This is a genomic window from Pirellulaceae bacterium (assembly GCA_019636385.1).
GTDB lineage: Bacteria > Planctomycetota > Planctomycetia > Pirellulales > Pirellulaceae > Aureliella.
In genome coordinates this window covers 319758-345638 of sequence record JAHBXT010000003.1, presented here as the reverse complement: position 1 = coordinate 345638, position 25881 = coordinate 319758, and the positions used below count along the sequence as shown (strand labels likewise).

The 25881-nt window shown below is 55.6% G+C and carries 24 protein-coding genes and 1 tRNA gene; 7 read left to right on the top strand and 18 right to left on the bottom strand.

Going from position 1 to position 25881, the window contains the following annotated elements:
• Positions 1–80: 80 nt before the first annotated feature.
• The 5 genes from KF752_12180 to csrA form a co-directional block, all read right to left on the bottom strand.
• Entirely contained in the window at positions 81–380 is a 300-nt protein-coding gene (locus KF752_12180) for a DEAD/DEAH box helicase family protein (GenBank protein ID MBX3422302.1), read from the bottom strand.
• Positions 359–862 (bottom strand): hypothetical protein, encoded by a 504-nt coding sequence (locus KF752_12175; GenBank protein MBX3422301.1) that lies wholly within the window; start codon positions 860–862, stop codon positions 359–361. Before KF752_12175 ends, KF752_12180 begins: the two co-directional genes overlap by 22 nt.
• Positions 863–1068: 206 nt before the next feature.
• Positions 1069–1141, bottom strand: a tRNA-Glu gene (locus tag KF752_12170).
• A 111-nt stretch (positions 1142–1252) separates the two neighbouring features.
• Complete coding sequence (locus KF752_12165) at positions 1253–1402, bottom strand: hypothetical protein (protein MBX3422300.1); 150 nt, start codon at positions 1400–1402, stop codon at positions 1253–1255.
• A 256-nt stretch (positions 1403–1658) separates the two neighbouring features.
• Complete coding sequence (gene csrA, locus KF752_12160; protein ID MBX3422299.1) at positions 1659–1862, bottom strand: carbon storage regulator CsrA; 204 nt, start codon at positions 1860–1862, stop codon at positions 1659–1661.
• Positions 1863–2140: 278 nt separating this feature from the next.
• Between csrA and KF752_12155 the strand changes: the two genes are divergently transcribed.
• Complete coding sequence (locus KF752_12155; GenBank protein ID MBX3422298.1) at positions 2141–3892, top strand: hypothetical protein; 1752 nt, start codon at positions 2141–2143, stop codon at positions 3890–3892.
• Between the two features lie 131 nt (positions 3893–4023).
• On the opposite strand, the gene metF is transcribed toward KF752_12155, so the two are convergent.
• From metF to KF752_12140, 3 genes are all read right to left on the bottom strand, one after another.
• Positions 4024–4905, bottom strand: coding sequence for a methylenetetrahydrofolate reductase [NAD(P)H] (gene metF / locus KF752_12150; GenBank protein MBX3422297.1), 882 nt, complete (start codon positions 4903–4905; stop codon positions 4024–4026).
• A gap of 202 nt (positions 4906–5107) precedes the next feature.
• On the bottom strand, positions 5108–5662 hold the full coding sequence (locus tag KF752_12145; GenBank protein ID MBX3422296.1) for a hypothetical protein: 555 nt from the start codon (positions 5660–5662) through the stop codon (positions 5108–5110).
• A 6-nt stretch (positions 5663–5668) separates the two neighbouring features.
• The gene (locus KF752_12140) at positions 5669–6466 is read right to left on the bottom strand and encodes a methionine-R-sulfoxide reductase (protein ID MBX3422295.1); all 798 of its coding nucleotides are present in this window, start codon (positions 6464–6466) and stop codon (positions 5669–5671) included.
• 323 nt (positions 6467–6789) lie between these two features.
• Between KF752_12140 and KF752_12135 the strand changes: the two genes are divergently transcribed.
• Entirely contained in the window at positions 6790–7713 is a 924-nt protein-coding gene (locus KF752_12135) for a helix-turn-helix transcriptional regulator (GenBank protein MBX3422294.1), read from the top strand.
• 31 nt (positions 7714–7744) lie between these two features.
• On the opposite strand, the gene KF752_12130 is transcribed toward KF752_12135, so the two are convergent.
• A complete protein-coding gene (locus KF752_12130; protein MBX3422293.1) occupies positions 7745–8584 on the bottom strand; it encodes a sugar phosphate isomerase/epimerase in 840 nt (279 codons plus the stop codon).
• 430 nt (positions 8585–9014) lie between these two features.
• Here KF752_12130 and KF752_12125 point away from each other — a divergent pair, with 430 nt between their 5' ends.
• Complete coding sequence (locus KF752_12125) at positions 9015–10067, top strand: zinc-binding dehydrogenase (protein MBX3422292.1); 1053 nt, start codon at positions 9015–9017, stop codon at positions 10065–10067.
• Positions 10068–10092: 25 nt separating this feature from the next.
• Here KF752_12125 and KF752_12120 read toward each other — a convergent pair whose 3' ends face one another.
• Positions 10093–10629 (bottom strand): sigma-70 family RNA polymerase sigma factor, encoded by a 537-nt coding sequence (locus KF752_12120; protein MBX3422291.1) that lies wholly within the window; start codon positions 10627–10629, stop codon positions 10093–10095.
• 546 nt (positions 10630–11175) lie between these two features.
• Here KF752_12120 and KF752_12115 point away from each other — a divergent pair.
• Entirely contained in the window at positions 11176–11454 is a 279-nt protein-coding gene (locus KF752_12115; protein MBX3422290.1) for a ferredoxin family protein, read from the top strand.
• A 34-nt stretch (positions 11455–11488) separates the two neighbouring features.
• Here the strand turns inward: KF752_12115 and KF752_12110 are convergent, their stop codons facing one another.
• The 8 genes from KF752_12110 to KF752_12075 form a co-directional block, all read right to left on the bottom strand.
• Complete coding sequence (locus tag KF752_12110) at positions 11489–12346, bottom strand: hypothetical protein (protein MBX3422289.1); 858 nt, start codon at positions 12344–12346, stop codon at positions 11489–11491.
• Positions 12347–12471: 125 nt separating this feature from the next.
• A complete protein-coding gene (locus tag KF752_12105) occupies positions 12472–12663 on the bottom strand; it encodes a hypothetical protein (GenBank protein ID MBX3422288.1) in 192 nt (63 codons plus the stop codon).
• A 1-nt stretch (position 12664) separates the two neighbouring features.
• Complete coding sequence (locus KF752_12100; GenBank protein MBX3422287.1) at positions 12665–13246, bottom strand: RnfABCDGE type electron transport complex subunit A; 582 nt, start codon at positions 13244–13246, stop codon at positions 12665–12667.
• Positions 13243–13914, bottom strand: a complete 672-nt coding sequence (gene rsxE, locus KF752_12095) for an electron transport complex subunit RsxE (GenBank protein MBX3422286.1) — start codon at positions 13912–13914, stop codon at positions 13243–13245. Before rsxE ends, KF752_12100 begins: the two co-directional genes overlap by 4 nt.
• A complete protein-coding gene (locus KF752_12090; protein MBX3422285.1) occupies positions 13907–15769 on the bottom strand; it encodes an RnfABCDGE type electron transport complex subunit D in 1863 nt (620 codons plus the stop codon). Before KF752_12090 ends, rsxE begins: the two co-directional genes overlap by 8 nt.
• A complete protein-coding gene (rsxC, locus tag KF752_12085; protein MBX3422284.1) occupies positions 15766–17136 on the bottom strand; it encodes an electron transport complex subunit RsxC in 1371 nt (456 codons plus the stop codon). The genes KF752_12090 and rsxC overlap by 4 nt, the downstream gene beginning before the upstream one ends.
• Complete coding sequence (locus KF752_12080) at positions 17136–22106, bottom strand: 2-oxoacid:acceptor oxidoreductase family protein (GenBank protein ID MBX3422283.1); 4971 nt, start codon at positions 22104–22106, stop codon at positions 17136–17138. Before KF752_12080 ends, rsxC begins: the two co-directional genes overlap by 1 nt.
• A gap of 54 nt (positions 22107–22160) precedes the next feature.
• Positions 22161–23027, bottom strand: coding sequence for an RnfABCDGE type electron transport complex subunit B (locus KF752_12075; GenBank protein MBX3422282.1), 867 nt, complete (start codon positions 23025–23027; stop codon positions 22161–22163).
• A gap of 356 nt (positions 23028–23383) precedes the next feature.
• Between KF752_12075 and KF752_12070 the strand changes: the two genes are divergently transcribed.
• From KF752_12070 to KF752_12060, 3 genes are read left to right on the top strand one after another with little or no spacing between them, the layout of a single operon-like run.
• A complete protein-coding gene (locus KF752_12070; GenBank protein ID MBX3422281.1) occupies positions 23384–23857 on the top strand; it encodes a cyclic nucleotide-binding domain-containing protein in 474 nt (157 codons plus the stop codon).
• 13 nt (positions 23858–23870) lie between these two features.
• Positions 23871–25013, top strand: coding sequence for a 4Fe-4S dicluster domain-containing protein (locus tag KF752_12065; protein ID MBX3422280.1), 1143 nt, complete (start codon positions 23871–23873; stop codon positions 25011–25013).
• Positions 25010–25879 carry an FAD/NAD(P)-binding protein gene (locus KF752_12060; GenBank protein ID MBX3422279.1) on the top strand — a complete coding sequence of 290 codons (870 nt, stop codon included), beginning with the start codon at positions 25010–25012 and terminating at the stop codon, positions 25877–25879. Before KF752_12065 ends, KF752_12060 begins: the two co-directional genes overlap by 4 nt.
• The last annotated feature ends 2 nt before the right edge of the window (positions 25880–25881 follow it).

The following is a 25881-nucleotide window of genomic DNA, read 5'->3' as shown; positions in this document are numbered from 1 at the left end:
CGGACGAGGCTACCGTTAATGGCTGAAAACCTTCTGCAAATCTTTAAGCGGTGCACGGACGCGCAGCCTTTTCTAGCGGCTCAACCTGTCAGCCCTTCGATTCGAGGCTGCAACGAGTCAAAGTAGCGAAATATCGCGCCATACTTCTGGTAGACCGACCGATGGGCTTCGTCGATGATCACCAGGTCGAAATGCCCCGTGCCGAATCGTACCACGCCTCCCGAAGTTTTGTCGATCATGCCCATCATCGTGGGATAGGTGCAGACGTAGACCCGCCCCTCGGTCTCCCTCTCGGTCATCAGATTCACCGGACTGGATTCGGGCAGATGGTTCTTGAACACACCTACAGACTGATTGACTAGGGAAACCCGATCTTCCAAAACAACGCCCGCTTAACGCGGCCAGCTCGCTGCAGCACATCCACCGGGGCGATCGCCGTTCGCGGCTTGCCCTGCTGAGGATCGACGGTTGCCTTTTTCGCTTCGACCACCGCCAGTGGCTTGCCGACATCGCCCCATAGCATATAGTCGGCGTAGCCAATGCCCTGCGGTTTGGGCATCCCGGTGACCTTGTACTCCCGGTCGCGGTGTTGATCGAGAGTCCAGCCGGCGCGGCCCAGGTCCACATCGATCAGGTAGTGACGCGTTTCGGCCTCGAAATAGTCGTGCGAATCGGTCTGCTGTGCGGTTTCCGCCCGAATCTCGGCCGGTTGCTTGTGCAGCATTTGCAGCTCGGCATCCAGCTGGTCGCGCTCCTGCAGCTGTTTCAATGCCGCCTGGTTCTGATCGGCTAATTTTCGTTCCAGTGCCTCCAGGTCAACTGCTCGATCACCGACAGTGGGTTCGAGATACCGCCGGACCACATCGTGTCCCAGATGCGGTCTACCTTGGTTTTTAGTTGGCCAGTAATCATGGAAAGTTGGATTCTCCTTTGATCAACCGCTAGCAACTTTCGTGAGTGGCGCCTTCATTGACGATGCCGAATCCCTGACCAAAAATTATGGCACAAAAAAACCCTTGGAAATCATCGGTAGTGATGGTTCCCAAGGGTTGGTGATGGCCGACCTAATGACCCCTATGGGGTTCGAACCCATGTTGCCGCCGTGAAAGGGCGATGTCCTAGACCACTAGACGAAGGGGCCGCTGGTTTGCGATGACGACTTCTACGTGATTCGCCCGCGCCAGTACTTAAGCCGGAATTTTTATCAGCCACGTTGCAGTCAGTCAACCCTAGTGGTCAAACTGTTTTCAATTCATTGAGTCGAATGGGTGTAGCCGCTGCGCGCGTGAGGTAGGCGCTGGTCGTTGGCCAGTTCATCGCTACCCTCGCCAAACGCATGTTCATAGCTACCGTCGCCACACGGTGAAGGATCTGTGGTTCCACCGTCCGATATTGCTAACACCTAGTACGGTGGCCATACGAACTCTTCGTATGGCTCAAGCACCTCGACGACGAATTGCCCCCGCGCCACTTGGCGAGCGTGGCCAACTGTTAAAACGCTTTGAGCCCATATCGCAGTGCTCGGGAGGGCCGAACATCGCGATACAGGCTCGAAGTAGGCTACTATGGATGCGAGTCGAACTTAGCAAAAACGAATCGGCAAACAAACTGGGGTCAAGCAGGCACTTCCCCGTTTGCAAAGTTGACGTAGTTGTGTTCTAATCCTGAGCAGCACTGGCGCTCGAATCATCAGCTTGATGATTCCGCTGAATCGCTTCGTAGACCTCACGACGATGTACCGGAACTTCACGGGGAGCTTCCACACCGAGACGAACCTTGTCACCGCGAATCTCTACGACAACGATGGTGATATCGTTGTTGATGACGATGCTCTCGTTTTTCTTTCTTGAGAGTACTAACATACGTGACCCTTCCTTTGGTATTAAATTGACCAGTCCCCATTCGCTGCGGATCTGGGTTCTAACTGCTGTCGGTCGCGGGCAGTTCCCTAGCCAGACTAACATTTCAGCCTTCTCAATATATTCACTCTACGCACAATGTCGGTTGAGTCAAGAAATCAAGCCGACCTCAGCCATCTTTTTGTTGATTTTTTGCAACTTGCGCTCCAAAACCGTCAAAAATTTCCCAGCTCTCCTCAAATCCGGCAGACATAGCCTAGTTTAACTCGCCAGCCTGAACGATGACGCCCACCACCTCAAACGCTGGAAGATCTCGATTTTTGGGGTATTTAGGGAGCTTGGGTGAGCCGCTAATTTACCTGACCCTGGCGATGGTATTGGTGGGCAGCCCGACACCGGGAGTTAACGAGTCCCACTACCTCCCCAAGGCAAAACACGCTTGGAATGCGACATTTGCCAATGGTGGCGACCTGTTTCTTGAGTCAGGCGACTCCCATTTTCTTACGACCACTGTAGCTGGACTGGCGGCTCGGCTGTGGGAATTGCCCACCGTAGCTTGGGCCGGACGATGTGTGGCTTGGGGGCTGATGGGCCTGGCTTGGATGCGGCTGGGGTGCGTCTGCGGGGTCGCCGGAGCGATTCGACCACTGGCTTTCAGTCTGTGGTTCCTGCTCGTACACTACGGTAATTGGGCGGGCGAATGGTTTCTGGGCGGCTTCGAAGCCAAGGCGATTGCCTATCCATTAGTACTGTTGGGTTTGGCTGCCGCAATTCAGGGGCGGTGGCATTGGGCGTGGCTGTGGTTGGGCAGCGCCGTGGCGTGGCATCCGGTTGTGGGGGGTTGGGCTGGAGTCACTGTGGCCGGGTTGTGGCTGACAGAACCACACCGATTTGTGCGCGTGCGTGAGCAGTGGATTGCGTTGGCCACCGCTGCCGCCATCGGGTTGTTAGGGGCTCTGCCGGCGCTGCAGGGATTGGGTGGCAGCGGTCAGCAAGACCAGATATCTGCGCCACAAGTGCATGTGTTCTTTCGCTTAGCTCATCATCTGTTGCCACGTAGCTTTGCCATGGAGCGGCACATGGCTGCCGGTGCAGTCTTGGCAGCGCTGATCACAGCGACTTGGTGGATATTGACTCGGAGGGCTCAGTGGCGTGAGCGACCGGTATCGAAGCTAATGATCATCGCCTGGCTGTCCGTGCTCATTAGTTTGATTGGTGGCTTAATCGACTTGGCAATCCAGTTGGGTTTGCGGCAGGATATGGCTGCACGGTTACTGAGGTTCTACTGGTTTCGTTGGTCCGATGTAGCTGTGCCCTTGGCACTGGCGCTAGTGGCTGGCAATTGGCTGACGAACATCAGCTATACGGGCAGCTATTGGAATTTGAAAGATATTTCGCCGGCTGGCAGGCGCTGTATGCCGTTGGCGATAGTTGTTGTGTGCGGGCTGGTGACGCTCCACTGGGCGCGATTTACAGCCCCAGCTGTTCCGCCGGCTGATCTACTGCTGATACAATCGCCTGGGCCTCACTCCGTCAGTTGGGACGATGAGGTAGACGACCAGGCCGAGAACGATCGGTGGGAGGCTGGGGCGTTATTGACGCGACGGTCAACGAGCAACGACCAGTGGAGACGCCATCGTGACTGGCTGGCTGTGTGTGATTGGATTGCCCAGCATACGCCAACGGATTCGCTGTGGTTGACGCCTAAGTACCAGCAAACTTTCAAGTGGTACGCCGGTCGTGCTGAGGTGGTGAGCTGGAAAGATGTGCCTCAAGATAACGATTCCATTATCGAGTGGTATCGCCGGATCGAAGCCTGCAAGCCGCCGCGAGACGCTAGTGGAGCACTGCGGGGATGGACAACCGAAGAGCTGCTAAAACTCGCCCGGCAATATGGCTTCCGATGGGTCTTGGTAGATCGGACCTATCAGCCGGAGCCGCCGCTGCTGGAGTGCAAATACCCGCTCTTGATCGACAACCGATCTTTCGCAGTACTGGTGATTTCCGATTCGGCGCTGGCGGTTTCGCCATAGCAATGTCGACAGCTGTTTGAAGCTTATGGCGTGAAGGTTGAAAGGTCCTAGTTAAATGGAACCCGAATGATCTGGTTTTCATTGCCGGGAAGCCGCTGGATCGAAAACGCAAGGTAGCTCAACGAGCTGGCTTACCGTGCGGAAGCGGAATCGAGCGACAGGTTATCCAGAATTTGACTGGTAGCAGTTGAGCGATTCAGCACGTAGAAGTGGATTCCAGGTACACCCGCCTCAATGAGCTCTTGGGCTTGCGCCAGCGCATGCTGGACGCCAACTTGAAACTGCCACTGGGAGTCGTCACGATGACTGAGTCGCTCGACGAGCGTTTCCGGTAGTTTAGCTTTGCAGAGTTTCGTAATGCGTTGTACTTGCCCGAGGCTCAATACGGGCAGCAGCCCGGGCACAATCGGCACGGTGATACCGGCCTGGACACAACGCTGACGAAACTGAAAAAAATCAGCATTGTCGTAAAACAGTTGCGTGATGACGATGTCGGCACCGCATTGCACCTTGCGCACTAGATTTTGCAAGTCGACGTCCGCATTGGGTGCCTCCTGATGCACTTCCGGGTAGCCAGCTACGGCCACTCCAAAATCGGGGAACTCACTCCGAACTAAAGACACTAGCTGATTGGCGTACTGCAATCCACCTACCACCGGTTTGAACTGGGTGTCGCCTTGAGGGGGATCGCCGCGCAGGGCTACGATGTAGTCGATGCCTGCCGCGCGCGCGTCTGCCAGATATCCGCGCAGCTGATCGACTGTGGAACCCACGCAGGTTAGATGCGAAGCAACTGGAATGGAAAAATCCCGACGAACATTGGCAGCAATCGACAGAGTACGATCACGCGTCGATCCACCAGCACCATAAGTACAGGTGAAATAGTCGGGCTTGTATCGAGCCAATTCTTCGACGGCTCGCATCAAATCTCCAACGCCCTCCTCGGACTTGGGCGGAAACAATTCGAAAGACAAGACCGTCTTGCCCGAATCGTACAAACTTGACAGGTTCATTCGTTATTGCTCGAAGACAATTTGCCGCCAGATGTTGCATATTGGTGCCCCCGTGAAGGCCGATCATATCGTGCATTCCTGGGTTCAGTTTACAAGTGGATAGTATAGTCGCGACGGGCAACATTGCGGCGACCCCAATTCCATTCCACGCCAAATAATTCCTGGCAAATCACTGTTCTCAAGCAGTTCAAACGGCTTAGGGTTACGGTTGTAGTGCGTAAGCGAACAGCAATTGCCACTCCCACCATCCAACTAGCACCATTAGATCAGACCGCGCGGATGTGCAGGTGCAGGCATAGTGAACTGTATCCACCAGCGATTCAACCCAGGCTGCATCGGAATTGGACTGCCGACTCGCCGTTGGTTGATTGGCCAGTTCTTCAGCCAATTCGGGCTGCCGCTGTCTGACGACGTGCGCTAACTGGCTAAAAACCGGGTGCCTGCCCGCCTGCCGAATCCAGTATTTGCTGTTGGAGTAGTCTCCTTCGCGACGATGCATGATGGCGTGCCAATACGAACCGCTTGGGTCATGTAGCAACTGGCTAATGGCGTGTGAACGTTCCAGGTCACAGGCCAACAACCATAGCGCGGCCGCAACGTGGCCACTTACCGACTGCTCTGAAATCAGTCGAGCCACACGTTTCGTGGTTAGCGAACACTTCGGCTGATCGTCCAGGCCGGGCAGTGGGGCCGCCTGGACCACAGACAAAATATCTGTGCCCAGCAACGCAGGTTCGATTACATCCAACTGAGGCATGAACGATTACTGGTTGTCGGCAGCCCGGTCAGCGTCTGACAAATTGTCATTCGCATCCGCCTTGGCTCTGTCGTCTCGCCCCTTATCTTTGTCAAGCGTTTTGCTGATGGCCTCTTGGGGCGCGAGCAGGTCCGGTAACGGTTGGTCGCTGGGTACGAATTTGATGGATACAGAGTTTACGCAATGCCGAGTATTCTTGCGAGTAAAACCTTCACCGTTGAACACGTGACCAAGGTGTCCACCACAGTTCGAGCAAACGATCTCAATTCGATAGCCATCTTTGTCGGGAACTCGTGTGACGGTGTCAGGGATTTCGTCATCAAAACTGGGCCATCCGCACTGGCTATCGAACTTGTCTGAACTGTTGTAAAGCGGTGCGTTGCAGCGCCGACAGATGTAGGTCCCCTGAGCCTTGTGATTCCAAAATTCTCCCGTGAAGGCTCGTTCAGTTCCTTTGTGAACGAGAACCCAACTTTCGAATTCGTCCAGCTTGTTGAATGTCCCCGGCTTGAGTTTCCCTCTGGGGTTGGCAGCAATGGCTTTCTTTTTTCGCAAAGCTTCAATCTGTGATGGATGATCGGCTGGAAGTTCGGATTTCACTTTACCCTCGACGGATTTCTTTTGGTCAGCAGAATTTGACGATTGGTTCTTAGATGTTGCTGCCTGATTCACGTCAGTCGATTCCGCAGCGGAAGTTGCTGGATCGGACTTGGAGGTTGCTGTCGATCCAGCAATTGAATCTTGAGAGATCAACGGCGGTCCAAAAATCGACAGTGCTATCGATGACGCCAGCAGTGCCAACATCAGTGCAATTAAGTTTGTTGCGCTACGTGATCGCGGCATATCAGGGTCCTCCTCTGGTTGGCAGTGATATCCGAAGCCGATGATGAATTCTAGCAGCAATGGCCGTGAAAGTTTAGTAAATTCCGGGAGCACGTCGCGCAAAATAAGTAGCCAGCAGCAAGGTCTCTGACTTCAAACCAATGGGGAAATCTTTTCTCTAAGACCTTGGCTAAGGGAACCTGACCAACTATACTTGCCTCAAAGGGTTTAAATGAGCCGTGCTGACGCCCACGGATCACTCTCAGGCGGTGAGAGAGTCTGCTTGGCGTCGGAGCCCTTATAAGATGTCTTCGTTGCCCCACACCCTGCGCGGGAGTGAGCTGGGGATTCTCCACCTGAGCGCTGAGCATGCCAGCGCTGAGACTGGTGCGGGAAACTCACAGTCATTCGCGCCGCACGAGCCACCTCAGCTGGCGGTTCTATTTGTTCAAGATTCCCCGACGGCCGATAGTGCGGTTTCCGACTTCGAAGCTGTGGCCGACACCGATTGTGGTGACAGACTTGGTCGGAGCGCCCGGGACGATGCCCACGGTGACAGCCGTGTAGTAGCTGTCAATGGAATAGCTGACGATGTAACAGCGGACAATGAGCCTTGTGACCCAGGTAGCACTGACGCTCGTACGCCGATAGCATCCGATTTAACGGTCAACGCGCATGCAAGTACCACGAACTTGCCGATCGACGCTGGTGCTCGGACCAGTAGTGCGTCGAAGGCTAATGATGACTGCGGGCACAATCAACCTCCAGATACTGCACCGCGCAAACTGAATCGGCTGGCCGAAGTTCGCACTAGCCAAGGCCTGAGCGAGAAAAGCATGTGCAAACGACTCGGCATCGACCTAGCCGAGTTGCGGCGAATGGAAGATCCGATGTGTGACCTGAGCCTGTCTCAAATGCGCAAGTTTCAAGTGGCCCTAGATGTCCCACTGGTTGATCTGTTAGAGGATAGTGGCGGATTATCTCGACCGGTCTATGAACGTGCCCAGTTGGTCAAAGTGATGAAGACAGCGGCCTCAATCGCCGAGTGCAATTTGACGCCGCGCGTTGAACGATTGACGCAAATGCTGCGAGAACAATTAATTCAGCTCATGCCGGAGCTGTCAGAAATAACCAGTTGGCCACAGTTTGGCTCGCGACGCAACTCCGGCGCAGTAGCACGAATTTTGGAACAAGAAATAGACGTATCGCGTCTCAGGCCCAACGACTGACGCGGGCCTGTCAGTTGGTTACTAATGCATCTTAAACCGTCTGGCGAAGCTGTGTTAGCAGACGAACAGCGTGACCGATTTCTACTTTTTGGCGTTCCGGATCTTGCGGGATTTCGCGTTCAATGGTTAATGGCCCGTGATAGCCAATTTCCTTGAGCGTCCGGAGGTACGCTGCCATGTCAACCTGCCCCTCGCCCAACGGCATCTCGCGGCCCCAGGTCACACCGGGTTGGTCGCTCCACAGAGCGTCCTTGCAATGCACGCTGCGGACGAAGGCCCCAACCCTCTTGAGTGCCTCAATCGGCTGACCGGTGCCATATAAAATCATATTTGCCGGGTCAAAGTTAATAAACAGGTTTTCGCGCTGCGTATCCTGCAAGAACTGCAGTAAGCCATCGGCGGTCTCCTGCCCGGTCTCCAAGTGCACGCTTTGCTGATTTTTCGCAGCGTGGTCGCACAATTGACGGCTTACCTGCACCACATCTTGATACACCAAAGACGTTCGATCGTGAGGTACAAATCCCAAGTGCAGGCCAACCACCGAACATCCCAGCAGCTTCGTGAAATCACTGATTTCCTGCATTTCTTTCAGCCGTTGCGCCCGAGTGGCGGGAGGCACTAGCCCCACCGTCCGCTCAACAGTTGGTATATCGGCGTAGCTTTCTCCCTCAAAGCCGCCAAAGACACATGTTAACTTGATCCCGAACTCCTCGAGTCGCTTTAAAAACCGCTGGGCGTGCTCAGCGGTTCGCGTTTCACGATGTGGCGCATGCAACTGTATTGTGGGAATAGCAAGTTCATGTGCCACATCCAGTTGAACACCTAATCCCGCATCGATACTAGTAAAAACGCCGATGGGCCAAACTGACATAACTGGAGACTCCGCGTGGAAGGATTTCGATTGGATAGACGTATGGTTCTTCCGTCCGCAATGGGAGGTTGGCTGGGGTACATGCATCCAAGATACTGGACTGCGTGCACTGGGGTGCGCCTACCGGGTACGGAAATAAATGGCACTACCTGCTGCCCAAATACATTCCTCCAGATTCTATGCCCAGTTGCACTCTCACGAAACGCCCCCGAAGGGACATAAACGACCCTGTCGCGATGCTCTAAACGAATTGGCGTGTTTCGTCTACAATGCCATTCTTCAGCCATGCCGATCAAACCAGTTAGGCAACTTGATCGTCAAGCATGTGGGCACCTACGAGCCGCTTGAAGGATGCTTCAAACGCCCCGACTAGTGCCCTTGCGCCAAAATATTACACCCTTCTCAAAGCCTGGATTAAATCAAGATCATCATGTCGCAGCTTCAACCGGCCGTCGTCAATTTTGCTCCACAACCGCACAGTGTCCAATTACGAGAGATCGAGATTCCAACGATTGGTGCCGATGATGTGCTGTTGGAAGTATCCGCTGTGGGAGTCTGCGGAAGCGACCTGCACCAATGGACGGCAGAACACAGTTGGCCCGTGAACTACCCGGTAACGCTGGGACACGAATTCGCGGGCTTCGTGGCACAGCGCGGCGCAAACGTGACGACTTATCGCGAAGGCGATCGCGTGTGTAGCGAAACGGCCGCAGTGATCAACCCCGATAGTCCGCTGTCACGCGTGGGGCGTTACAATCTGGACCCATCGCGTCGCGGATTCGGCTACGGAGTCAATGGCGCGATGACTCGATTCGTGCGCGTGCCCGCTCGATGTCTCCACCGGGTGCCAGATTCACTGCCATTGCGTTTCGCCGCGCTAACCGAACCTTGCTGTGTGGCCTACAGCGCCGTGGTTGCCAATGTAACGATTGCTCCTGGCGATCGCGTCTTGGTACTGGGACCAGGACCGATCGGATTGTTGTGCGCGGCGATTGCACGGCTGCGCGGGGCCGAGGTCGGAGTGGTTGGATTGCCTCGCGACGGCGAGCGGCTGCAATTGGCCAAACAATTTGATTGCCTGCCGTTGTTCAATGAACAAGCCAAGGAGTGGGCATTGCAGCGCGATGGCCTGGGCTGCGAAGGCATCGTCGATGCAGCTGGCGTTTCTGCCACGCTCAAGGTTGCCATGGACTTGGTACGCCCGGACGGCTGGATCAGCAAGGTTGGCTGGGGTCGCGATCCCGTCGGCTTTTCACTCGACCCCTTGGTCCAAAAGAACGTTCAATTGCAAGGCAGTTTTTCGCACACTTGGGCCACATGGGAGCGAGTTCTTTATTTGCTTAGCACGCAGGCGCTCAAAGTGGATCGGATTGTCGGCGGTGTTTGGAAGCTGGAAGATTGGCACGATGCCTTCGAGACCATGCACAGCGGTCAGATCGTCAAGAGCGTATTGGAGGTCAAGCCGGAGACGTGCAGCAGTTAGACGACATCTCCTCAACGGACAACCGTTACGAACCTGGGTCTTGATTCCCGTCCAGCATTTTCATGTGATTGCGAGCGCTAGAAAGCAAAGGACCAATCGAGTTTTCAGGTATGCCCATGCGTCCCGATATCTCGTTGTAAGTCAAGTGTTCTAGATGAAATAGTCGAATCACTTTAGCCTCTTGTTCAGGCAAGCGTTTCAGCAGCGATTCAATGCGCTCGACCCGCTCTAGTTGCAACGTTGGCGAGCTGTGGTCGGCGGAAGCGGCCGCGACCCGCAGGTGGGGTGGGGGATGTCCATTGCCATACGATGCCAGCCGGCGGGCTACCACGCGTCGAGCGACCACGACCAGATAGGTGCCCAGAGAACTATGCCCGCGAAAGCCTCGCAATACGGCATAATTACGATCGATCAACGCCACAAGAACGTCCGCTACCAAGTCGTCGCGGACGGCCTCCGGAAGTCTCCCCAATCGTAGGCGACCGGTCTGATTGACAACATGGACAATCAGCGGCAAAAAGCGGTCGATCAGGTGTTCCCAGGCTTCTTTGTCGCCCTTCAAACAGCGTTCCAATAGCGTTCGATCTAAGTCGGACAGAACCACAAGAGCTGCTATCGTCGAATGAGGTCTAAGGTTGGCCAGGCCCACCGACCGTGAATGCCAGAATCGCAGAAACGATGCTGCCAAGTTCACTTACGGTCACGTCAGGGTAGTTGATCTAACAACATTAGCATAACTGCAAATCGTGGCGATTGCCATTTCCGCAGATTACCTCGGCAGCCAATTGCCGACGAATGTACGCAGAAGTGCGTGCGAAGTACAAAAGTCACTAGGTATAGACGGTCCGGACTACTGGCTTGGCGGTGGAAAACTGTCCGAGGTTGAGCCCCGGCACGCTAGCTTGACAGCCAGTGCGGGGCTGCATAACATCTGGCACCAAGGGCCGGTATAGATTGCCCAGGTGGCCAGCTAAACCGGGTGGACCAAACGAATTCCGGGCGTGAGAACCACCGGGACTCGCCGATACCTGTAGTTACCTCCCTCAGCTCGCGGCACCACCATGTGGTCGGGCCGCTGACATCACCATCTAAGAAAGGTTGCAGCCAGATGGCTCACGTAGTTACTCAGCCTTGTGACGGATGCCGTTATACCGATTGTGTCGTCGTCTGCCCGGTAGAATGCTTCTACGAAGGCGAGAAGATGCTATACATTCATCCCGATGAGTGCATTGATTGCGAGGCTTGCGTGCCCGAGTGTCCCGTCGAAGCGATCTACCACGAGGACAACGTGCCTGAGGAGTGGAAGAGCTACATCCAGCTCAACGCTGAGCAGTCGCTGGTTTGCAACGTCATCACCGAAAAGAAAACGCCTTTGGCAGATAGCTGATCTCATCGGCTTTGATATTCGCCCTGAACCGGTGTTAGTAGAGCAGTTCTACCCAGCGTTTTCCGGCAATCAGTTCGGCTTTGCGGCGTTGCCATTTTTCTGGTGACCCCGCAAGCTGCGATAACATACTGTCCAGTTGGTCCCGAATTTTTTCTAATCCAGCCACGTACACATACGTTTTCGCGTCGGCTAACAATCGCCAAAGTTCCTGACTGCGGTCGCCGATGGCCGTATGCCAGTCGATCGAGTCGGACCAGTGTGGCTGACTACTCAGCGCTGCCAGCGCTTCAAAAGTTCGGTTGTCGTAGTACTGCGCAAAGTCATTTTGCACGTCGTTCATATACAACAGCTCCAATCCAGTACGCGCGCCGTGTAATAGCCAAACTCTGCCGTGAAAACCGGCCGTTTGCCGAAAGAGATAGTTGACGAAAGCCCGAAACGGAGCGATGCCCGTGCCGGCTCCAATCAGGATCAGCGCTGCATCTTTCTCTTCGGGTACTTCAAACGCTTGACCGTAGGGCCCAGTCAGTGTTAGTTGATCTCCCGCCTGCAAATCGCACAGGAAATGCGAAGCTACGCCGTTATAGCGTTCGCCGTTGTAAGGGTCGACATACCAGCAGCGTTTGACGCACAGATGAATCCGGGTATCGCCGGTGGCAGTGCGGCTGGGTACGTCGGCCACGGTGTACAATCGCAAATGGTGTGGCTGACCAAATTCCTTCTGCCCCGGTGCCAGAACGCCAAAATTCTGACCAATTCTGACGGGGAAATGGCCCGCCACATCCAGCGCAATATCGCGCACTTCCTCGGTGGACTCTGGGGGTGTAAGTCGGACCGATTGCACTACGCGGGCGACAAATCGGGTGCTGACATCAAGGTCTTGCAAGCGCATAGTTTATCCTTTCAGGCAGAATCTGTTGATTGTTCCGGGATTTGTAGGCGGTGACTTGTTGTGGCCCACCATGAGTGTGACCAGTGTTGTATCTGCAGGTTTACATAACGGCTTGGTGGGTGTAGCTAGCACCGGCTGCTGGCACCGTCCTGACCATGGCAGTGACGACTACCGTCGCAGCCACCACACCCAAGCGACGGCGAGTCGCTGTCTTCAATGGGCGTGTCTTGGGGCGAACGTCGCAATTGCTGGGCTATCACCCAGCCACAGGCCAATAGCGTGATTCCCACAAACGCTTTCAAGAAGCTGACGATCACGCTAGCCTCCCAGCCCTGCAAAACCCATGAAACACAGCGACAATAGCCCAGCCAGTATCAGTGTGATCACTGTTCCCCGAACCGCATCGGGCACGCTGGCCAGTTCCAGCTTTTCCCGTAGTCCAGCCATCAGCACCAGCGCCAGCGTAAACCCCAGACCGGCACCCAGTGCAAACACCAGTGATTGCCCCAAGCTGTAATTGCGGCTGGTTTGAAACAGGGCCAATGCCAGAATCGCACAATTGGTGGTGATCAGTGGCAGAAAAATCCCTAATGCTCGAAACAAGCTGGGGCTGGTGCGCTTGACGAACATCTCGACCAACTGCACCGTCGATGAGATGACCGCAATGAAGGAAATGAGTTGCAGATAGGGTGCGTCAATCAATACCAGCACGTGATGAATACCGTAGGCACAGACCGAGGTGATCAACATGACAAACGTCACGGCACCACCCATCCGGGCTGCCGTGGCAATCTTGCCCGATACTCCTAAGAAAGGACAGATCCCCAGAAAATAGGCCAATACGAAATTGTTTATCAAACAGGCGTTGATGAAGATCGCTCCCAACGAATCGGTGTTCATATAGCCTCCTGCAGCGATTGGCCACGCTTGGACATTCCTGCCCGACGTCGACTGGAAATAGCATGGATGACCATTAACCAGCCGGCGAGCGTGAAGAAGCCGCCTGCAGGCAGGATCATCACCACCCACGGCTGAAAACTCTCTCCCAACAGTCGATTGCCAAACAGACTGCCACTTCCCAGCAGCTCACGCACACTGCCTAAACACAGTAACGAGGCTGTAAAACCGGTCGCCATTCCTAAGGCATCCCAAAATGACCGGCTGACCGAGTGCTTGGAAGCAAACGCTTCGGCCCGGCCGAGTATCAGACAATTGACTACGATTAGCGATATGAACGCACCCAACGCTCGATGCAGCTCCAAGCTCAGTGCCTGAATCAGATAGTCGATAATCGTTACAAACGTGGCGATCATCAGAATAAAGGTCACAATCCGCACCTGCTTGGGCACAAGACTTCGCACAGTCGACACCACTACGTTGGACAAGACCAGCACCGAGGCGGTGGCCAGTCCCATAGCCAAAGCATTCCAGGCGGAATTGGTAACAGCCAGTACCGGACACATCCCAAGTACTTGGACAAACACTGGATTCTGCTGCAGAATTCCCTTGATCACTTCATCGGTACTGGACACTGATTCTTCGCTGGGTGCTGATGGTGAATTATTCATGGACCGAACCTGCTTGCGAGTATTCAAAATCGACGCGGCGCTGCCACAGTCGTGGTATCCAATAGGCGGAACCCTCTGACAATATTCTGGTAATGGCTTTAGAAGTAATCGTCGCGCCGGAAACACCATCAACTTGCCAATTGGCGGTCTTCTCACCCGGCTTGACGTATTGAATCACGTTTTCCAAACGATCGCCGTCGGCAGTCAACCGAACGTCCAGTTGCTGGAAATTCTTCAAAAAGCCGGCATCTTGAGGAACACGATCACCAATGCCTGGCGTCTCGCGGCTGAACAAAACTTCAAATCCCAAAATGGTCTGTTTGTCCAGTGAATAGCCATATGCAATCTGTACCATGTCCTGATAACCGGCACTTTGACCAAGCATGGCCAGTCCAACGAGCTTTTGCTGCTGGTCGTAGCCAGCAAACACAACCTCAGCACCTGTCGTCTGCATCGGCACTGGCTGAAAATGTCCGTCTGCGGTTAGTTGAAAAGCTTGTGCCTGGATCGCCGAAGGCAGAACAGCCAATACCGCCCGCTGGCGCTGCGCAATCTGATTGCGCGCGATGGCAGGTGCGGTTGCCAAATACGCGCTGACGATGGCCAGCGAGCAGACAACGCCCACCACCAGCAAAACTGTGAATATCTGAACCTCGACTGATCCAGCGGGGCGGTTGCGGTCAACTGTCACCAACGAGGAACCCGCCGGCGCGGCAACAGCTAGGTTCGTGTCGACCGCGTCAGCGGCGACCGGCTTGGCATGCACCACAGCCTGAGCCGCCGGGTGAGACATTGGTTGGGCAATCGGTTGCGCTGTTGTAGAGGCTGCAGCAACGGTGGGTGCGATTCTGCTTACACTACCGTAGACACGCGGTTGAATCCAATTGTCGATATGTGGTGATAACGCGTTGCCTAACAAGATGGCGTACATCACGCCTTCCGGCATTCCGCCCCAGGATCGAATCAAAACAATCATTGCCCCGATGAGCGCACCGTACAATACACAGCCCTTATGCGTCATTGGTGAAGCCACCATGTCGGTGGCCATAAATACTGCTCCCAGCATCAAGCCGCCTGAGAACAACATGAACTGGGGGCTGGCATAGTGAGCTGAATCCACCCAGTGCAACGCAGCCGACAGCCCGGCCACCGTAGTCAGGATCGTGACGGGAATGCGCCAATTCATCATCCGTCTGATCACCAGATAAACACCACCCAACAGAATCATGGCCGCCGATGTCTCGCCAATCGAACCGGCCGTAGAACCCAAGAACAGGTCGATACTGCTGGCTGCCTCGTGGTCGAATTTCCATTTCGTTAGTGGCGTGGCAGCCGAAACACCGTCATACTGCGGCTGGCACAACGGCCAGGCCAGCAGCGAGCCAGGCAGGCTGGTCAATCGCTGGCTGTCGTGGGCCAACCAAGTGGTCATCGCTGTCGGAAAGGCAGCTTGCAGAAACGCTCGGCCAACCAGCGCCGGATTGAAACAGTTGCTGCCCAAGCCGCCAAACAGCAATTTGCCAATCCCGATCGCGAAAGCTCCGCCTAAAACGGTCATCCACAGCGGCAGGCCGGGTGGCAAGGTCAGGCCAAACAGCAGCCCTGTCACCGCAGCCGATCCGTCGCCGATCGTGGTCCTGTGACGGGTCAAGCGGCAACATAGGTGCTCCATCAACACACAAGCTGCCGTCGCGAACACCAGCGTTACCAATCCCGCCCAGCCAAACAGAAAGCTGGCGTACAGGGTTGTGGGCATCAGTGCCACTACCACTGCCCACATGATGCGGTCGGTGCTGGCTACCCCGCTGATCTGTGGCGAGCTGCTAATCTCCAGTGTCTGACTCAGTTGTGTCATACGCGGTTGGCCTTTCGGATAGCGGCCTTGGCGACGCGAAACTGTTGAACCAGCGGGATGTGAGACGGACAGACATAAGTACAGCAACCGCATTCGAAGCAGTCCATCAAGTGATACTGCTCGGCCATTTCCGCATAGCGACCGGCTTTGGCCAGCAAACCCATTTGCGAAGGATTCAAGAAGATCGGGCAAGCATCTACACAGTAGCCGCAGCGAATGCAGGGATAGACCGTTGGTTCCACATGACTGTGTAGTTCGCGCTGCGTCAGGGCGATGACCCCTGTAGTGCCCTTGGTAATCGGAATATCCAAACTGGCCGCAGCCTGTCCCATCATCGGCCCGCCTAGAAATACGCGGGCGATATCCTCTTCGACTCCTACGGTCTCCAAAATGAATCGCAGCGGAGTCCCCAGGGCAACGCGATAATTTCCTTTGCGCTTAATGGCCGAACCTGCAACGGTGATGACTCGGTCCTGCAGCCCTGCGCCGCGCGGCAGAAGCTGACCGATTTCAGCCGCCGTGGATACATTGATACAGATCACCCCCACATCCAGCGGTAAGCCCCCCGAGGGCACCTGCTTGCCGGTAAGTGCTGTAATCAGCATTTTTTCGGCGCCCTGTGGATACTTAACAGGCAACACAACCACCTGGATGTCAGGCTGGCCTGAACCCAATCTCCGCCGGTCGATTTCGCGTCTCAGTGTTTCGGCTGCGTCCGGCTTATTCGCCTCAACGGCAACAATCACCCGCCGCGCACCAATCGCCTTGTGAACATAGCTTATGCCCGTGAGCACATCGCCGGCATGTTCTAGCATAACGCGATGATCGGTCGTCAAGTAAGGCTCGCATTCGGCGCCGTTGATCAGCAATGTGTCTACTGGTTTACCAGTTGGTATACGTAACTTGGCATGCGTTGGAAAGCCAGCTCCACCTAGCCCCACAATACCGGCTTGCTGAATAGCCTGTACAATGTCATCCGCGCTGGCCGTTTCCAAGTCGCACGCTGCGCCGGGCAGAACCTCTTGAGTCGAACCCGGATGCGGTTGAATGACTAGCGCCGGCACCATGCGACCGAGAATGCTGGGCACCAGTGTCTGCTGCGTCACGACCCCTGTGGCCGGTGCATGCATGGCTACCGACATAAATCCATCTGGCTCGGCGATGCATTGACCGCGTTCTACCTCCTGACCTTCTCGAACTATCGGCACGGCCGGTTTGCCCAAGTGCTGCGACAGGGGCACAGCCAGTTGCGGCGCAAAGGGAAATTGCCGTATGGGCAAACCACAAGTATCGCCCTTGGCTTCAGGTGGATGAATGCCATGCGCAAATGTCGGATTCGGGAAGAGCCAGTGCCACAGGTCCAGCATCAGTTATATTTCGCTCCACGCGCAATCCATTTCTCTACACTTTTCTCATAAGGCTGCGGTGGCAACCCTGGATGAATAATGCGAGCTGTACACCGCTCGGCGGCCTTGACCAGGTCTTGGTAAGGACCCGCCTGAGCATCTTTGATAATGGCTTTCTTCTGCGAGTTGTACTCAAAAATCTTGGGATTGATTTGGATGCACTCGTTGCATGAGGTGCAACGCGGGGTTTCAATCCATGGCGGCTGATAGCCTGCCGCGGCGGCGGTCTGGCCATGGCTGACTGGTGCGGTGTCGGCGACCGTGCTTGTGGCGCCGGCGGCTGTGGCATCCTCTGTCAAGCCTGCCGCCAGAGCTACCTCTGTTACATCCACGTCCCCTGCTTCGCCCAGCGCCAATTGCAAGATATTGCTGGCCAATCGCTGGGCGACCTGGCGACGAATTTTGGCTTCCATGGCCGTGCTATCCAGCTTGGATTCTCCGACCCGCGCCAGCGAACGCAACATCGTCCAAAAATTGCGGCGGTCTTCACACGAATGCACGATAGGACTGGCCACCAACAATCGCTGCAACTGTCCCTGGCGGTCCACGCTCCAGACAAATGGGAATCGATCTTGACGATCCTCCACGGATAGCTCCAAGAATTCAGCGATTGGCAGCATGTTCTCGTTCCACGTGTCGGGTGGGGCAACGCGAAAATGCTTGCGGAAGCGATTCTCCGTAATCGCGAAATCAGCAAAGGTCATTGGTAACTCCATCGTCCGCTGGCGGTGCCCGTCTTGGTAGGGTAACCGGTAAACGGGCCAATCGCGCTCCAGATCTGGGTTGCCTTCCAGATCAAAACATTCCTCGGGTCGCACACCCGCGTCAGGGTCATAACGGAAGAGCGGGTAGGCGCGAGATTCGACCACCAGCTTGGCTTGATTAAAACTCTTGTCGTCCCCAATGCCATGTTCGGGCTGACAGGATGTATACAGATTGAACAAGGCGGGGCGGCGCGAGTTGAGTCCACGCACAAAGCCTTCGATCATGTGGTTGGCGTGCGCAATCGTGCTTTGCATGACATAACTGGTGCGATGCGCCATGGCGATCAGGCCGATTTCCTTGCGGATTTCGGCTTTACCCTGCAGCGTCTGACCGTACTGTGCCATATCCGAAATCTGCCCCCAGAAACCGGACGTGCAGGCCTGCCCACCGGTATTCGAGTAGACTTGGGTATCCAGAATAAGCACCTTGATTGGCTTGCCCGTCATCATCATTCGCGACAAGTTCTGGAAGCCGATATCGTACATTGCACCATCGCCTCCCACGGCGACTACGGGCGGGCAGAGTTGCCATTCCTGGTCGCTGAACTGTTGCCAATTGAAGTAGGTCATCTCCCGGTCGTGTACGGAAGGATCATAGCGACCGTCCAGTTCCAATTCGGCCAGACGAATCGCCTTGAAGCCCTGCGCCATCTTCTGCATGTGGCCCTCAAACACGCCCATGGCCAGCGAGGTAGCATCTTGAAACAGATGATTAGCCCAAGGGAACGGATAGGGGTTGTACGGATAGGTACTACCCCAGACAGAGGAGCAGCCGGTGGCGTTCAGCATTCCCAGGCGTGCCCGTCCGCGGCGCGTATGACCTTCGGTATACTTCCAGCGCAACTGCTTCAGCTCAGCAATCAATCCGCTGATGCGCCGCAGCCATTGCGGGTCGATCGCCTGCCCGCCGGTGCGCTGCTGCAAGTCGTCGGCGATGGTAGCCAGCGTAACATCACCCTTACCTGCGTCGCGCAACAGGTTTTCGACCACTGCCGGATTGCTGACATCAACGCCGTGCATCAACTTCAACCGTAGATGTTTCTCAAGCCGCTCAATCAGATCGCTCAAATGCTGCACATGCTTGTCGATACGCGGCTGCATGAGTGCCTCTACGGTGCTGACAAATAGATGCATCACGGTCTTTTCACCGCAGCCCAAGCAGGCTCCTTCGCCGCTGGCAAAGGCTTGATAATTCTGTTTGTCCAGCAGAATCGTGTGCAGGGCTCCGACACATTCATTTAGGTCGTCTACGCGTATGAAGCGACGCGGGGTATTGGGCAGGTCCAGCCAGAACTCCCAGCCACGCCGTAGTTGCTGAACGCTGTCGGCCGTTTGGGGTGTGACGCGCAGGGCATCGTCGTGGCAGACGGCTACACATTCCATGCACCCTTTGCAGGTGTAGGGATTCACGGTAATACTCAACAAGCCGCCACTGCCCGGCTGCGAATTTTCGTGAGCCGTAAAATAGGGCTGTGACAAGGCGAATCGGAAATTGGACAGATCTTCACGAAACCAATTCAATTCTTGCTTAAGCTCAACCCGCTGAGCCTCGTCGAGTTGGGACTGCTCCAGAGTCTTGTCGATGGCGTCTTCCAGTAGCCAGGCCACCTTGTCTTTAGGCGAGCTTTCCACCAGCATCGGTCGGAGAAGGCGTTCGATATCGCGCACCGCTTTGGGCAAATGATGGATAGATCGACCTTGCTTGCGCAGGCGCTGGATGACCGTCTCGAACACTTGCGACACTTCGCTAACCAAACCGGGGATGGCAGTGTCGGGGCAGACGGTATAGCAATTGCCGCAGGCCGTGCAGTTTTCCGAAATCCACTGAGGATGCGAAAAGCGAATGCCTGTCATATCGCGAAACAGCGTGGTCACTGCTGGCACAAGACTCAGCCCGATGAACGGATCGCTGATGCTGTCTTGACCCTGGCCGCGTGCATAGAAGCTGCCGGTCTGTTCCCAAAAGCGATGGATGTCGGACGCAGCCAAATGACTCTGGGGCTGGCGTTTGAGCAGCATGGGTAACTGTGGATGACCCGCAGTTGGCTTGGCCACTGACGGATCATCGGCGACAGGTCCGTGGGGCACCGCGTGCAGCTCCATGAAACCTCGCTGGACCACACGCATGTTATCTTCGACGATTCGTGCGCCCTTGCTACCGAATTTCTTTTCCAGTTGCTGGCGTATGGCTGTCAACAGTCTTTCGTCGCTCAGTCCGGCCTGCTTGGTGATGGGGGCTGAAGCGAAGAAGGCCCCCTGAAAGGCAATACCTTGCATCCGCAGTTGCAAATCCGGATCGTTAGCCTCTTGTCGCGCGATGGCAAAGGCGTCCAGATAGAACAGCTGCACATTCTTCTTCACAATGATTTCGCGGTAGGGGGCCGGAATACTGCGCCACACGGCCGCCGCATCCGGCAGGTCGCTCTGCAAAATCAGCACACCACTTTCCTTGATGCCTGCCAGTGCGTTGGTGTGATGGAATACGTTGGGATCGGGTGACAAGACGACATCCACATAAAAATACTCGCTGTTGATGCGAATCGGTTCAGGCGCAGCTGACAGGTAATAGGTGGTGGGCTGGCCCTTTTTCTCCGAACCGTACTTGGGATTGGCCTTGATGTGGTAGCCCAACAAGTCGAACAGCGTCATCGCTAGATTCTTGCCGGTGGTGATGGCTCCCCAGCCACCCACCGAGTGCATCCGCACCGTGATACTGCCAGGTGGCATCAAGTTGGGATTCTCCGAGCCGCGCAGGGCCAATTGTCGCACCTGCGGGTAACTGCTCTCGATCTCCTCCTGATGAATGCGCTGCTTGGGACTGGCCGGAGGGTCGCGCAAGAAGTCGATCGACAGATAGAAGAACTTGCGTTTCGCACCGGTTGGCAACATGTTCTCGATCGCGGCGATAATCCCTTCAGGCTGTAAGTCGCGGCTGCCCAGTCCGAACGAGCCGGAGTACAACCATGGCGCATCGTCCGGCTTGGCGTAGCAGGCCAAACCGGGAAAAGGCTGATGCTGGGGATCACGACCGTTTTCTAAACAGCGGCTGACGGTGGCGCGCACCTCACGCATGATCGGCAGTTCAACAGCCAATGGCTGATCGACGCGTTCCAAAACGGCCACGCCTTTTTTGCCCTTCAGCATGTGACTGAGGGCATCATCGGGAAACGGACGAAACATCACCAAGTTGACCACGCCGACTTTGATGCCGCGCGTATTTCGCAGGTAGTCCACGACTACTTCGGCGTTGGAAACCAGGCTGCCTTGCCCCAATAGCAGATAATCGGCGTCTTCGGTGCGATAGCCTTGGACGCGATCATAGCGCCGCCCGGTCAGACAATAGTATTCATCAAACGCCTGCTGAGACAGTTGTGGTATGTGCTGGAAATAAAAAGGCCGCTGCGCTGCCACGCTTTGCATGTAGGCATCTTGATTCTGGACGACGCCGATCATCAAAGTATTGTCCACGTCCCACAATTCGGGAATCCTTCTCCGCTGTGGGCCGAAAACGATACGCTGGGCGGGGGTTGGCGTGTCGATCATGTCCTCGGCGCGTCCCAGATACTCGGCAATCAACCCCCGCTCAGGCACCCTAATCGACTCGATCAAATGCGTCGTTAAAAAACCATCTTGTGCAACCGCTCCGGGCGTCAACGCTAATTCGGCCAGCCGATGGGCGATGAGATTGAGATCGGCGACAGCTTGGGCATCCTTGGCGAACACTTGAAAGAAGCCAGTGTCGTCAATACAGTGGTAATCGTCGTGGCCAGCATGAACGTTCAAGCTAGCTTTGGTCATCGCCCGAGCACCGATATTCAGCACATAGGTCAACCGCTTGCCGACCGCCGCGTACAATGACTCGTGCATGTAGGCGATTCCCTGGCCCGAAGAAAAGTTGATGGCTCGTAACCCGGTCATCGACAGCCCGGCGGTGACTGCGGCGGCGGCATGCTCGCCTTCCGGCTCGATGAAAATCAAGGGACGTCCGGAGATATTCAGATGGCCGCGGGCCGTCTCCTCAGCCCACATTTCGCCCATCTGTGTTGAGGGAGTAATCGGATAAGCTCCGGCAGCATCGCTGGCTTCGCGTTCACACAAAATGACCGCAGTATTGCCGTCAACCGCTGCTAAATTTCCCGGGTACTTGAAATGCATCTGTTTGTTCATAACGGATTGAAAGTCCTGAGGGTGTTCGATGCTAATGAATTGATGCGTTGCCTTTTAAGTTGGAACATCTTTCAATGGCTGTTGTCGAAAGATAGAGGCGGCCGCCTGCCCCTTCGTACTGCCGCTTCGGGGATTCATCCAGACGATGGCACCCGTGGGGCAGCGTTGCGTAGCCGCAGCGCTGATACCAACGTGGCTGTAATCCACCACCGGCAAATTACCGGCCATCTGCACATACTGTGGAGCATCCATCGCACAGCGACCACAAGCGGTACAACCAACTTGGCATTCTTCCAAGACTTGATCGCCGGCCTCTTGAGATCGACAAGCGACCCACAGGCGATGGCTGACAGCGTGGATAGAAAATAGGTCTTTGGGACAAGCACGCACGCAATCCCCACAGGCGGTGCACAAGTCCTCGTCCACCACCGGAATGCGATGCTCATTCATCGTAATGGCGTCAAACGAGCAGGCCTGCTCGCAATCGGCCAGGCCCAAACAGCCCCAGAAGCAACTCTTGCCTCCACCCGAGACCAGTCCGGCGGCCGCACAGGATTGTAAACCCCGATAGCGGGCTCGATGGCGAGCCACATTGTCTCCACCTGCGCAGGCCAAGCGAGCCACTCGCTTTTCGAATACTCCCGCCTCAACCCCCAACAGCGCGGCAATTCGCGCGTGACCCGACGGAGGGCTCACGGTACATTGTGCCGGTAGCGCTTTTCCGGCGACAAGCGCTTCAGCAAACGCGCGACAACCTGGAAAGCCACAACCTCCACAATTGGTATGTGGCAACAACTCTTCAACCGCATCGATGCGAGAATCTTCTTCTACCGCCAGCCAACGATTGGCTAACACCAGCAACACGCCCAACGCTACCGCTAGCGTAGCGATGGCCAACACGGCTGTGAGCAACGTTGTCAACGCACTACCCTCTCTATCCGCCGCAGACCTGACCAGCTACTCCGACTGCCAATCTGCGTCTCCGTTATCATACCTCATCGTTTCGATCTCGTCACACTCCACACATCGCGTATGCCGTGATGCTTAGTCGCAGCGCTTGAACCTAAATCGTCGGCACGTTTTCGCAGCGCGCGATTTGAAAAATCGCAGATTGTGAAAATAACGCGCGTCAGGTGGTAAATCGACTTGATCGCACCGCATTCACAAGCCCCTGTCGCCAAGAACTGTTTCGAAGCGATATAATGAGCGACCGCTGCTGGTATCGGTGTAACCTGCGATCTTACGATTTCTTTGGTCTTCTATCCGGAAGTATTGTCGTGCATAACAAATTCCGCGAGCGAATGGACAAAACGATTTTTGGCGAGCACTTATCGCCACAGAATCTCAGCCTATTGGCGGCACAGGCCACGGCAATCGACTTGGACCAAGGTCAGTATCTGTTTCGCGAAGGCCAGTCGAATCATTATGTCTACGTCATGCTGGAAGGACAGGTCGACCTGTTGATGTCGGTGCCAGGCCGAGGTGCTCAGCGCATATTGAGTCTAGGCGATGGCGACTTGGTTGCGTGGTCGGCGGTGCTAGCCGCAGGTACTATGACCTGCTCGGCTGTCTGTGTGCGACCTGCCAGGTTATTGGCGCTGGATTGTCATACGCTGCAAGATTTGATGGGCGACAATCCTCAGCTCGGCTACGAATTCATGAAGGCCGTGGCCACCGCACTGGCCAAGCGGCTGCTGGCTACGCGGCTGCAGTTGCTGGACCTGTTTGTGACCAGCTCGGTAGGCGCCTAGAGGGATGCACGGCATGAGTCCACAACAATCGACGGTTGCAGAAGCAGGGCTGCCCCACACCGTTTGGTTCATGAGCACCCAGGAGTTGCAGACTTTGCTGGACGTTGTGCAAGCCCAAGGCTACGAGGTAGTGGGGCCACGTGTGGATCAGCAGGCGATCGTCTACGATCAGGTGGACCGAGTTGACCAATTGCCAGTGGGTTGGACCGATGTGCAAGAGCCCGGCCAATATCGACTCCAGCGGCGCGATGACGACGCTATCTTTGGCTATGTCGTCGGCCCGCATTCTTGGAAAAAATACCTGTTTCCTCCCCTTCAGCAGTTGATGACCTCCAAGAAGACGGCTGATGGCTGGACCATGCATGAACTACCGATTGCGGAGCGGCGCTTTGCGCTGTTGGGTGTTCGTGCCTGCGAACTGGCGGCGATTGCTATCCAAGATCGAGTGTTCATGAACGGGGAGTATTGCGACCCGGTCTACAGTCAGCGGCGACAGGCACTGCTCATCATTGCTGTCAACTGTACTCAGGCTGCCTCTACCTGCTTCTGCACCTCGATGAATACCGGTCCGCGCTGCACAGCAGGCTTTGATCTAGCCCTGACCGAAATTGACTCGGGATTTCTGGTCGAAGTGGCAACGGAGCGGGGACAGGATATTGCCCGTCAACTGCCGCTTCGAGCGGCTAGTGAGCACGAATTATCTGCGGCGCAGGCAGCTCGACAGCGCGCGGTGGATCAAATTCAGCGACACATGCCGACGGAAGACATTCACGACAAACTACTCTCACGGCTGGAACATCCACAATGGTCCGATGTGGCACAGCGCTGTTTGGGCTGTGCCAATTGCACGCTGGTCTGCCCAACTTGCTTTTGCCATTCTGTCGACGAAGTGACCGACTTGACCGATCAGCAGGTGGTTCGCCAACGCCGTTGGGATTCGTGTTTCAATTTTGACTTTAGCCATGCCAGCGGCGGTTCGGTTCGCGGTGATATTCGCTCACGCTATCGCCAGTGGTTGACTCACAAGTTGGCATCGTGGATTGATCAATTTGGTTCATCAGGCTGCGTCGGCTGCGGTCGCTGCATTACTTGGTGTCCGGTCGGTATCGACTTGACTCAAGAAGTAGCCACTCTGTGTGCGGAGTCCACGGAATGAGTCCTGTTGTACCCCATTCAGTATCGCCAGCCCATAATCCGTGGCTGTCTCAGGTAGCAGTGATCGAGTCCATTGCGAACGAGCTGGACGCGGTAGCCACCTATAGCCTGCGACTTCTGGACGCCGGCCAGGCTGCCGCCTATCGGTTTCAGCCTGGCCAGTTCAATATGTTGTATCTGCCAGGTTGCGGAGAGTCAGCGATTAGCCACAGCGGATCACCGGCCAGCGACGGTAGTCAGATGATTCACACCATTCGCGTGGTTGGGCGAGTCACCGAGGCGATTGCCCAGCTGTCCATTGGCGATCAATTGGGTGTTCGCGGTCCATTTGGCACGCCCTGGCCCATGGAAGCTTGCCGGGGACGCGATGTGGTATTATTGTCAGGTGGCATCGGACTGGCACCACTCAGACCAGTGATTTATCAATTGATCCAACACCGCCAAGACTACGGTCGCGTGGTGCTGCTGCACGGTGCGAGATCGCCAGACTTGCTGCTGTATGCACCCGAAATTCCTGGCTGGCAAGCTCACGATATCGATGTACAGACCACCGTAGATCGCGCCGATGCTCAGTGGCAGGGAGCGGTGGGGGTGGTACCACTGCTGCTGGATCGCTTGCCTCTGTCGCGACCCCAGGAAACGATGGTCATGGCTTGTGGACCGGAGGTCATGATGCACTACTCGGCGCTGAGCGCCTTAAAACGCGGAGTGCCCGAATCGATGATCTGGCTGTCTATTGAACGCCATATGCAGTGCGCTGTGGGACTATGCGGCCACTGTCAAGTCGGCCCGCAGTTGGTCTGTCGCGATGGACCAGTCTTTCGCTATGACGCGATCAAGACTCTGATGAATGTGAGGGATCTGTAGCC